Source organism: bacterium (genome assembly GCA_024226335.1).
Lineage (GTDB): Bacteria > Myxococcota_A > UBA9160 > SZUA-336 > SZUA-336 > JAAELY01.
Genome location: JAAELY010000396.1, coordinates 1 through 4,244, shown reverse-complemented (window position 1 = coordinate 4,244; position 4,244 = coordinate 1). Strand labels below are relative to the sequence as shown.

5 protein-coding genes are annotated in these 4,244 nt (G+C 64.0%); 3 read left to right on the top strand and 2 right to left on the bottom strand.

The genetic code is table 11. The annotated features are described in order from the left end of the window. Nucleotides 1–372, bottom strand: a 372-nt coding sequence (locus GY725_19955) for an IS256 family transposase (GenBank protein ID MCP4006459.1), incomplete at its 3' end; no start/stop codon positions are given. Nucleotides 373–1,070: 698 nt separating this feature from the next. On the opposite strand from GY725_19955, the gene GY725_19950 reads away from it, so the two are divergent. From GY725_19950 to GY725_19940, 3 genes are all read left to right on the top strand, one after another. Beyond that, nucleotides 1,071–2,405 carry a hypothetical protein gene (locus tag GY725_19950; GenBank protein MCP4006458.1) on the top strand — a complete coding sequence of 445 codons (1,335 nt, stop codon included), beginning with the start codon at nt 1,071–1,073 and terminating at the stop codon, nt 2,403–2,405. Between the two features lie 180 nt (nt 2,406–2,585). Next, entirely contained in the window at nt 2,586–3,149 is a 564-nt protein-coding gene (locus GY725_19945; GenBank protein ID MCP4006457.1) for a hypothetical protein, read from the top strand. Nucleotides 3,150–3,388: 239 nt separating this feature from the next. Beyond that, nucleotides 3,389–3,832 carry a hypothetical protein gene (locus GY725_19940; GenBank protein ID MCP4006456.1) on the top strand — a complete coding sequence of 148 codons (444 nt, stop codon included), beginning with the start codon at nt 3,389–3,391 and terminating at the stop codon, nt 3,830–3,832. A 78-nt stretch (nt 3,833–3,910) separates the two neighbouring features. Here the strand turns inward: GY725_19940 and GY725_19935 are convergent. Further along, on the bottom strand, nt 3,911–4,244 hold a 334-nt coding region (locus GY725_19935), incomplete at its 5' end, for a hypothetical protein (GenBank protein ID MCP4006455.1).

The window sequence follows — 4,244 nt, the reverse complement described above, 5'->3', positions numbered from 1 at the left end:
GGCGTCCAGGTCCTTCTGCGAGGCTCGCTGGAACGCCGAGCTGACCGCGCTCCTCTTCAGTCCGAGCCCGTCCGACAGGCTCGTCAGCGCAGCGTCGTAGTTGCGCGTGCTGATCCCTCGCACGAGCAGGCGCTTGACGTCATCGTCGAGGGCGTCGCGGCTGGTGAGGGCTCCCACGGTCTCCAGGGGGACTTCGCAGCCCGCGTCGCGGTCACGGACGCGGGGGCGTTCGATGTGCACGGGTTCGCCGTCCAGGAAGGCGCGCGTCTTCGTTCGCCCCCCTCGTCGCAGCGGCGACTCGCCCTTGCTCGACCAGGGCTTGCCGACGAGCTCGGTCACCTCGTCCTGGACGAGCTGCTCGGCGGTGCTCACGACGGCTCCTCGGATCGCGGACAGCAGCGCTTCGCGCACCTGGCCGCGGAAGTGCAGGACGCCCTGCAGGGGGCTCTGGGACTTGCGCTGCGAACGCTTCTACCGCGGCTGACGACGACGGCTGGAACTCGTAGACTTCTTCACGGGGCTCTTCCTTCAGTGACGGAGCGTTCGACAACTCCTGTCATACCAACGGGATGAGCCCCCGTTCAAATCTCACACGGCCGCGGACGTCCTCCCAGCACCGCGCGTAAGGTTTACCCATGCCGCTCGAACACTACCCCAACCGAAGTCCAAAGGAAGCGGGCATTCTCGTTGCGTTGCGCTCTAGTCCTCTATGTGGCCTCGGACTGCTGGCAATCCTAGCCCTGATCGCTTTCCATGCGATCGACCTAGGACGCGCGAAGATACCAACCTGGGGTTGGGACGAGAGTATGCACGCGGAACTTCCGGCCGCTCGCATGGCACTTTGCGTCCGCACAGGAGAGCTGAGCGAGGCCGTGGACACGCTACTCGGGTGCCAGCAGTACCCGTTCGTTGTCCCTGTCCTACTTGCGGCGACCCAGGCAGTCTTTGGCGTTTCCGAATCCGTCGCGCGGGCCACGACGATCGCGCTTTGGTACGTTTTCGGGCTAATCGGGTTGGCGCTGCTCGGCCTCGAGCTCGCACGCTCGACGTCTGCGTGCGGGAAACGGTCGGTGCACCTAGGCCCTGTGTTTCTGCTTCCGATCCTCGCACTTTCTTCACCGCTCGTAGGCCGCTTCGCCCCAACTCTCTTTCTCGAAGTCCCTTTCCTTACCGCATCGGTGTTCGCACTACGCGCTTGGTTGCGGCGGCGATCGGGACCGCCTCTGGCGAGGCGCGAGCTCGCGGCTGGCACGTGGGTCATGGTCGCGCTCTTTACGAAGTTCAACTACGGTCTCCTGCTTGGGGCCGCACTCGCGATTGACTGGCTCGTCGACGCCGTGGTCGCGTTGCGCGCAGGTGGGGGCGCCGCGTTCTTGCGCCGGTCGATCCCCCTAGTCATTGTTCCTGTCGGCCTGTTCACCTGGTGGTTCGTGTTCCCCCTCCCGGCCGGTCTGGAGGTTGCGCGTTCGCATCGGCAGGCGCTTGTGGGCTTCTTGGGAGGCAACCTCGAACTCGGACGTACGCCTTGGAAAATACGCCTACTCGACTGGTGTGGCGGTGTCGCGCCGAGCCCTTTCGCACTGGGGGCGATTGTTCTGGTGGCCGTGGCCGGTAGTGTGCGGCAGTACCGCTTGCCGGTGACACGCACGCTCTGGATTCTGCTATTGGTTACGGGCCTACCCGTTTGGCTGCACCCCTTCCATCTCGACCGCTTTCTGATCCCCGCTAGCCTCTCTCTCTGGTGCCTAGTGTGCGTCGGGAGCGTAATCCATCCAAAAACATGCTGGCTCCGGAGTGCATGGCTTCGGCTGGCGGCGGCGCTGGTCGGGGGAGCCTTGCTTGCTGCGCTTTCTTGGAAGTACCCGATAGAGCTCCTCGCGGGTCGACTAGGCCTGCTCGAGGACGACCCCAAGGCCCGTGCGATTCAGGTTCAGGAAATCCGCGCGCGTTGGCGACTGGGCGGTAGGGTCCAGACGTCCGGCCTGGGGCGCATAGAGGCTGAGGCGTTGTTTGACGCCATCGCTAACGAGGTCGGGCCGGACGCGCGCGTTGGCTGGCTTGGCCAATCGAGCGAGGTTGCGCCCGCTGTCTTACACCTAGCGTTATATGCACGCGGCGGAAGCCTTGAGCGCTTCCTGCGCGACGCCATGGGCCCTATGGACGTTACACCGACGCCAGGTGATCCGATCGAGCGGCTCCCCAGCGCCGTGCTCGATAGCTGGGCAAGTGCATTCGATGTGATATTGATCACTGATCCCCCTGACCTGAAGGCACGTAGCGGTCGGGCCGCTGTGCGCGCATCATGGCAAGTGCCATTCGTTGAGTTAGGATGGTTGCCGGCTGGCATTGGGAAGGTCACCATCGCGGGCAGGGAAATCTCGCTATATGCATGCCGGAAAGAGTGAGAGGGTGTGGATTTGAGACTGAGCATTCTTAAACGAGCAGCGGACGAGACGTCCGTAGCTGTGGAACCGGACCGCGGAGGACCGTGGCACGCAGGGTCGATCGGACGTGGCTGATCGCATATAGAAGCACGGGACAGAGCCTCGATATTCGCGCGCTGAAACCCGAACAGAGGATGTCCCGTGGCAACGATCGTGCTTGAGATTCCGAAAGAACTCAACGCCGTTGCTCCCGCGTTGCTGGAGGTGATCGAGACCGTGCAGAAGCAGGTTGAACGAGGCCGAATCGGCGCGTCGGCCGACTTTGCCGACTTCGAGCGGCTGCTCGCGGACAAGGTGAGCGCGGTTGAGCGCGCGGCACTTGGCATCGCGCTTGGTGCCCTGGACGTGGACTTCCCAAAGGTGCTCATCGACGGTGTGCTTCACGCCCAAGTGCTGCGCACTGAAACGACGTTCATGGGACTGGCGGGACCGGTATCGGTGATGCGGTCGCTGTATCGGCCTGCCGGTGAGCGGAACGCGCCCGTGGTGGACCCCGTCGCGATGCGCGCCGGCGCTCTCGAACGTGTCTGGCTTCCGGCAGCCGCGCGCGAGATGGCCTACCTCATCCAACAGGGAACATCTCGCGAGGCAGCGACCATGGGAAAGCGCCTTGGACGGTTGCCGTACAGCCACTCGGCCTTGCGGATAGGTAAAACAAGGGGCCTCACCCCACGACCCTGCCACGCCCGGTCGCTGCTGACATGACCCTCCCAGAGCACGAGGCGGACGCCGACAACGTTCGGATCAGGAGCAGGCACGGTGTCCGTGTCGCTCTGTTCCTGGCGCGTAGCAAGTTGATTCGGGAGGTTCCGAACTTGGAGGTGACGGTCTCGTCAACGGCAGATCAGGGCAGGCGAGACTGCCAGCGCGAGTCCTGTCCGATCGCGCCGAGCTAGGTAGGCTCTGTGATGACAAAGCGGAGTCCACTCCGAGCGAGCAAGCCGATGTCCGACAAGACCCAGGAGACGATCCCGGGAGGAACCAACGGCCGCCGTAATCTCCTTTGGGCGGTTGGGATCGTTCTTCTCGTTGGTGCGCTGGCGGCCGCTCTCTACGTGGGCTTGCTCTTCCACACGGGCTTGCTGGCGTTTCCACTGACGCCCCTTCCGTTCGACCGTGAACAGTGGTTGGCCGAGCAGCCCTCGTGGGAAGCCGATCACGGGAATCGAAGATACCGAATGGCACTGGAACTGATCTCTACCGGGCGGCTCCGCGGGTTGAACGCCATGGAAGTGTGCGAGCTCCTCGGTCCGAATCGATCCAGCCCCTACCGGTTCTGCTACTACCTCTGCTTCGAAGGTGGGCCCGTCATAGTCGACAACTGCTGGCTCGTACTGCGGCTTGACGACGCCGGTCGGGTCTGCGGGGAGGACATCTGGACCGACTGAACAGCGTGGCTTCGCCAACGACAGTGGTGTCTCTCTGTACGGCGCTGCCAGCAAGCTAACGACGCAGCTTCTCTGACCTCACGTGCACGTCACTCTTAGCACCCGAACCTGGACTCCAGCGGACGCTACCGCACGCCAGCGGACGCCCACGGACGAACGTCCCCCACATCCAACCCATCGCCCGATCGGCAACCGCCCACTTGCGTCGTATTTGTCGGCGAAGCCGACGCCGTCGATGTAGACGGCCACGAAGGTCCACTCGCCCAGAGGGCGGCCGTTGAGGGCGTCCAGGTCCTTCTGCGAGGCTCGCTGGAACGCCGAGCTGACCGCGCTCCTCTTCAGTCCGAGCCCGTCCGACAGGCTCGTCAGCGCAGCGTCGTAGTTGCGCGTGCTGATCCCTCGCACGAGCAGG

Bases quoted from the DNA above. Each gene is read 5' to 3' on its own strand.
- GY725_19940 (MCP4006456.1), top strand. From the start codon at position 3,389: ATGTCCGACAAGACCCAGGAGACGATCCCGGGAGGAACCAACGGCCGC.